We start from the raw sequence: 2,420 nt of genomic DNA, 5'->3' as shown, positions 1-2,420 counted from the left end.
CCCGCGCCCAGGCCGTGGCCGGCCATCGCGACCCGGTCGGGGTGCACGCTGATCCGGCCCGTGCCCAGCCGGACGCTCGTGCAGATGTCGAGGACGGTGATCAGATCGGTGGACAGACCCAGCGCCGAGGGAACCGGGCCCCGCTCGGTGTTCGGTGCCGCGGCGACGATGCCCCACGACGCGAGATGTTCGAGCAGGCCCGAGTAGCTCGCGGTCCCGCTGAGCCAGCCGTGACCGAACGCCACCGCGGGCAGTCCGAATCCTTCGGCGGGGGTGTACACGACGCCTGGCTGACCCGCCAGCGCCAGGTCGCCACGCAGGACCGAATGGGGTCCGCGCCGGGAAAGCTGCTGAGCCAAGGATTTCGGGTTCGCCGCCACGGCGTGAACGTTAGCCGATCACCCGGCGGCCCGGTACGGCACCGGCCGTGACCCGGGCCATTGGGTTCCCGACGAGTTGTCGGCGCCGGGTCGTCGACCAGTACCCTGCTAACCATGTGCGGAATCGTGGGTTATGTCGGGCACCGCAATGCTCTCGACGTCGTGGTGGAGGCACTACGGCGTATGGAATACCGAGGTTACGACTCGGCGGGCATCGCGATCCTGGACGGTCGCGGCGGATTGGCCGTCGAACGGAAGGCCGGGCGGCTGGCGAACCTCGAGGCCGAGCTCGACGAGGTCGGACGGGACCGCTTCGTGGGCACGGCCGGCATGGGCCACACCCGCTGGGCGACCCACGGTCGCCCCACCGACCGCAACGCGCACCCGCATCGCGACAAGACCGGCTGCGTCGCGGTCGTCCACAACGGCATCATCGAGAACTTCGCGCCGCTGCGCGCGGAACTCGAGCACGCGGGCGTCGAACTGGCGTCCGACACCGACACCGAGGTCGCCGTGCATCTGGTGGCCCGCGCCTACGCCGAGGGGCCCACTGCCGGGGACTTCGTCGAGAGCGCCCGCAGCGTGCTGCGCCGGCTCGAGGGTGCCTTCACCCTCGTGTTCGCGCACGCCGACCAGCCCGGCACGATCGTCGCGGCCCGGCGATCCACGCCGCTGGTCGTCGGCGTCGGCGACGGCGAGATGTTCATCGCCTCCGACGTCGCGGCGTTCATCGAGTTCACCCGCGACGCCGTCGAGCTGGGCCAGGACCAGGTCGTCGTCATCACCAAGGACTCCTACGTGGTGACCGATTTCGACGGCAACACGGACGTACCGACGCAGCCGTTCACGATCGACTGGGATCTCGCCGCCGCCGAGAAGGGCGGCCACGACTACTTCATGCTCAAGGAGATCGAGGAGCAGCCCGAAGCGGTCGCGGACACGCTGCGCGGGCACTTCGTCGACGGTCGCATCGTGCTCGACGAGCAGAGGCTGTCCGACCAGGAACTGCGTGACATCGACAAGGTGTTCGTCGTGGCCTGCGGCAGCTCCTACCATTCCGGACTCGTCGCCAAGTACGCCATCGAGCACTGGACGCGACTGCCCGTCGAGGTGGAGCTGGCTTCCGAGTTCCGCTACCGCGACCCGGTGCTCGACCGTTCGACGCTGGTCGTGGCGATCTCCCAGTCCGGTGAGACCGCCGACACCCTCGAGGCCGTCCGGCACGCGAAGGAGCAGAAGGCGCGGGTGCTCGCGGTGTGCAACACCAACGGCGCGCAGATCCCGCGGGAGGCCGACGCCGTGCTCTACACCCGCACCGGCCCGGAGATCGGCGTCGCGTCGACGAAGGCGTTTCTCGCGCAGATGGCGGCGAACCTGCTCGTCGGCCTGGCGCTGGCGCAGGCCCGCGGCACCAAGTACCCGGACGAGGTGGCCCGCGAGTACGAGGATCTCGCGGCGATGCCTCCGCGCATCGCGCAGCTGCTCACCACGATGGAACCCGTGCGCGAGCTCGCCCGGGAACTGTCGGCGTCTCCGGCGGTGCTGTTCCTGGGCCGTCACGTCGGGTATCCCGTCGCCCTCGAAGGTGCCCTCAAGCTCAAGGAACTCGCGTACATGCACGCGGAGGGCTTCGCGGCCGGCGAGCTCAAGCACGGCCCCATCGCGCTCATCGAGGACGGCCTGCCCGTCATCGTGGTGATGCCGTCCCCGAAGGGCCGGGCCGTGCTGCACAGCAAACTGCTCAGCAACATCCGGGAGATCCAGGCGCGCGGCGCCCGCACCGTCGTCATCGCCGAGGAAGGCGACGAAACCGTGCGCCCGTTCGCCGACCATCTCATCGAGATTCCGTCGTCGCCGTCGCTGCTGCAGCCGCTGCTGTCGACGGTTCCGTTGCAGGTGTTCGCCGCCGAGGTCGCGCAGGCACGCGGCTACGACGTGGACAAGCCCCGCAACCTGGCCAAGTCCGTGACGGTCGAATAGACCCGCACTCCGATCGGAGGGGTGATGCGCAGCTACCACCCGTGCGACCGGGTCCGGGCC

Annotated in this window: 1 protein-coding gene and 1 pseudogene; one reads left to right on the top strand and one right to left on the bottom strand. The window is 69.8% G+C overall.

The features are described 5' to 3' along the window. Window positions 1-380, bottom strand: a pseudogene (locus tag ACN675_RS28785) (hypothetical protein); the annotation flags it as partial. A 114-nt stretch (window positions 381-494) separates the two neighbouring features. Here ACN675_RS28785 and glmS point away from each other — a divergent pair. Next, window positions 495-2,360: a glutamine--fructose-6-phosphate transaminase (isomerizing) gene (glmS, locus tag ACN675_RS28780; protein WP_420754056.1), complete on the top strand. Its 1,866-nt coding sequence runs from the start codon at window positions 495-497 to the stop codon at window positions 2,358-2,360. Window positions 2,361-2,420 lie beyond the last annotated feature (60 nt).

The organism is Rhodococcus sp. O3, assembly GCF_048897285.1.
GTDB lineage: Bacteria > Actinomycetota > Actinomycetes > Mycobacteriales > Mycobacteriaceae > Rhodococcus.
This window is presented reverse-complemented; position numbering and strand designations above follow the sequence as displayed.

Coding starts and splice junctions, on each gene's coding strand:
- glmS (WP_420754056.1), top strand. CDS start 495: ATGTGCGGAATCGTGGGTTATGTCGGGCACCGCAATGCTCTCGACGTC.